Source organism: Flavobacterium sp. (assembly GCF_044368995.1).
Taxonomy (GTDB): Bacteria; Bacteroidota; Bacteroidia; order Flavobacteriales; family Flavobacteriaceae; genus Flavobacterium.
The window spans coordinates 1-3,073 of record NZ_JBIPMS010000158.1 but is presented as its reverse complement, the minus strand read 5'-3'; the positions used below and the strand labels follow the sequence as shown (position 1 = coordinate 3,073).

3 protein-coding genes and 2 pseudogenes are annotated in these 3,073 nt (G+C 28.2%); 2 read left to right on the top strand and 3 right to left on the bottom strand.

From position 1 onward, the window contains the following. Window positions 1–528 (top strand): annotated as a pseudogene (secA, locus tag ACIQ2I_RS08745) (preprotein translocase subunit SecA); the annotation flags it as partial. A 68-nt stretch (window positions 529–596) separates the two neighbouring features. On the opposite strand, the gene ACIQ2I_RS08740 reads toward secA, so the two are convergent. Continuing rightward, window positions 597–980 (bottom strand): hypothetical protein, encoded by a 384-nt coding sequence (locus tag ACIQ2I_RS08740; RefSeq protein ID WP_396182030.1) that lies wholly within the window; start codon window positions 978–980, stop codon window positions 597–599. A 343-nt stretch (window positions 981–1,323) separates the two neighbouring features. On the opposite strand from ACIQ2I_RS08740, the gene ACIQ2I_RS08735 reads away from it, so the two are divergent. Further along, window positions 1,324–2,391 (top strand): GyrI-like domain-containing protein, encoded by a 1,068-nt coding sequence (locus tag ACIQ2I_RS08735; RefSeq protein ID WP_396182029.1) that lies wholly within the window; start codon window positions 1,324–1,326, stop codon window positions 2,389–2,391. Here the strand turns inward: ACIQ2I_RS08735 and ACIQ2I_RS08730 are convergent, their stop codons facing one another. Beyond that, on the bottom strand, window positions 2,392–2,889 hold the full coding sequence (locus tag ACIQ2I_RS08730; RefSeq protein WP_396182028.1) for a hypothetical protein: 498 nt from the start codon (window positions 2,887–2,889) through the stop codon (window positions 2,392–2,394). It abuts the gene before it with no gap. Window positions 2,890–2,905: 16 nt separating this feature from the next. Beyond that, window positions 2,906–3,073, bottom strand: a pseudogene (locus ACIQ2I_RS08725) (cytochrome c); the annotation flags it as partial.

The following is a 3,073-nucleotide window of genomic DNA, read 5'->3' as shown; positions in this document are numbered from 1 at the left end:
GGAAAATCATTAATTACAGATTTCGAAAAAAATATCACTTTAGCTATTGTAGATGAATCATGGAAAAAACATTTACGTAAAATGGATGAAATGAAACAATCGGTTCAATTAGCCGTTCACGAACAAAAAGATCCTTTATTAATTTACAAGTTCGAAGCGTTTAAATTATTTAAAGCCATGATTGAGCAAGTAAATAAGGATGTGATTTCATTTTTATTTAAAGGAGAATTGCCTTCACAAAATGCGAATAACATTCAGGAAGCCAAACAAGTAACAAAAAAATCAAATTACACCGAATCAAAAGACACGGTAAATTCTGATGATTTAGCGCAAGCGAATAGAGAAGCTGGAAATCAAGCACAACAACGCCCAACAGTAACTGAAACTATCGTTCGTGACCAACCAAAAATCAATAGAAATGATAACGTAACTGTTAAACATGTTTTGTCTGGAAAAAGTGACACAATGAAATACAAAAAAGCAGAACCTTTATTAGCTTCTGGCGAGTATGTTTTAGTAAATGAATAATATTTATTTGTAAGTATAAAAAAAATCCTTAAGAAATTAAGGATTTTTTTTATTCAAATTTTAAATTATTATTTTAAAATAGCTTCAAAATCTGGTTTAAAGTAATTTGGTCCTTTCATCACTTTTCCATCTTCACGATAAATAGGTTTTCCGTCTGCTCCCAATTTACTCATATTACTGCGCTGAATTTCATCAAAAATAGCTTCAATTTTATGTTGCAACCCGTGCTCTAAAATTGTACCACATAAAATGTATAACATGTCGCCTAATGCATCTGCAATTTCAACAATATCATTATTTTGTACGGCTTCTAAATACTCCTCATTTTCTTCCTTCATTAAATCAAAACGAAGGTTGTTTTTTTGTGTACCTAAATCGGCTTTCTTGTTTTCACTTACTCCTAAACCATAAGTGGTATGAAATAATTTTACAGCATCTAATTGTTTTTGCATATTATTAGTTTTAGCATTAATTAAAATTTGATAATTCGTAGTAAAAATTTTTTAATATTATAGGGTATAAAATTATATTTTAAAACTTCAAATCCTTAAATTTGGTAAAAAATTTATCAACATGTTTTCAAAAGGACAAACTGTATTTGCTATTTTATTTGCAATTTCTTTTATTATAATTATTGTTTTTATGTATTTAAAGGATAAAAACATACATAAACAGCAATATAAAGGAGTAAAATGGATTGTTTTAGGTTTTTTGCTTTTTATTTTGTTCTTATTTTTAATTAAAGGATACATAAAAGAATAATTTATTATATTTGATTTTTATCCCCAAAAACAAATGAAAATTTTAAAATATTTATCGCTTTTATTTCTACTATTCCTTTTGGCTTTTGTGGTATTTGTGGCCACACAGCCCGCTACTTACAAAATTACAAAGCAAAAAAAAATAAATACACCAAGCAATTCAGTGTTTGAATATGTAAACGATTTTACTAATTGGAATGATTGGCAACAATTCAATACCGAAGAAAATATGGTATTTACTTCTTCTCAAAATACCATTGGCAAAAAATCATATGTAAAATGGGACTCAGAAAGTGCTATAATTACAACTTTTGCACAAAAAGATTCCATATCGCAACTCTTTATTCAAAACGATAACAAGCAAACATTGCATTGGAAATTTAAAAAATCAGGAAACAGCAGCTTAGTATCGGTAACAATTAAAGGTGATTTATCGTTTACAGAAAAAATATATTCTGTATTGAATGGCGGAATTACTAGTTATGTGGGTCCGCAAATTCAAGAAAGTTTAAATAAAATCAATAGCTATTTTGTAAGTGAATTAGGAGAGTATGATATAAAAGTAGAAGGACTGGTAAACAGACCTGCAATTAATTATTTGGAACAAAAAGATTCTTGTGTAGTAAAAGATTTTCCTAAAAAATCGAAAGCGTTACTAAAAACAATGAAGAATTTTATTAAATCAAATGCTATCGAAACTTTAGAAGTACCGTTTGTAATGTTTCAGAACAATGACAACGGAAAAAAGATAGTTTATGCTATGTGTGTTCCAGTAAAAGAAAAAGTATTCACAACACCAGATAGTCAAATTCAAGGTAAAAGTTACGGCTCATTTCTAGCTATAAAAACCGTATTAAAAGGTGATTATTCTCACATGAAAAAAGCTTGGGCTAAAACCAGAAATTACATTACAACTAAAAAATTCAAAGAAGACAAAAAAGGATATTATATTGGAATTTATAAAAAATCAATTCCTGAAGTAAACGAACCTTCAAAATGGGTAACAGAAATTTATATTCCAATTATAAAGAAAGAAGCTGTTACAAAAAAAATAATTGTAAAAGATAGTGCTACAGTTTCGTCTGCTGAATCAGAAAACTAACTATTTACTCATTTCCACAGTAATCATATTATTTGTCATTTTCGGACCAAAGCTTTTTACTTTAGTGGTACATAAAACATACAAATTAGAATTAAAAACGGGCACAAATGTTGTTGGGTAACGTTTAAGAGGATCTTCAATTTTTACCGAATACCCTTTTTCTTCTGGAATAAAATTTGCTTTCAATTGCAATAAATATTGGTCTTCGCAAATATTATAAAACCATCTTTCTTCAGTATTTGCCAGAGTAACTTTGTGATTTTTAGCAAAAGTTAAAGTTTTATCTTTATAAATTAAACTAAACTCATTATTAGTATTCACTACTTCATTTCCTTTATGATCAATTAAAGTAATCTTCAAATCGTTAATGATTTTTTTAGTAGCGTTATCAATTGGATTGGCTACCAAATAGGTAGTAAAATCAAAACCACAATGCGGTAAGCCCTCTTGCGAATAGCCATATATGGAAAATAAAATGAGTAGTATAAATTTCTTCATATAAATTGAGCCAATTTTAAAATTGTGGCGTAGTCAAATAAGCATATATTTTTTCACGTTGCAAATCGGTAAGTTTTGTGTTTTTTTGCATGCGTAAAACAATTGGCTTCCATTGTTCGGCAGTAAAACTTTCTTTTTCATACAAGCTATGACAATCTGCACAACTTTTGGTGTATAAATTTTT

Coding starts and splice junctions, on each gene's coding strand:
- ACIQ2I_RS08740 (WP_396182030.1), bottom strand. CDS start 980: ATGCAAAAACAATTAGATGCTGTAAAATTATTTCATACCACTTATGGT.
- ACIQ2I_RS08735 (WP_396182029.1), top strand. CDS start 1,324: ATGAAAATTTTAAAATATTTATCGCTTTTATTTCTACTATTCCTTTTG.
- ACIQ2I_RS08730 (WP_396182028.1), bottom strand. CDS start 2,889: ATGAAGAAATTTATACTACTCATTTTATTTTCCATATATGGCTATTCG.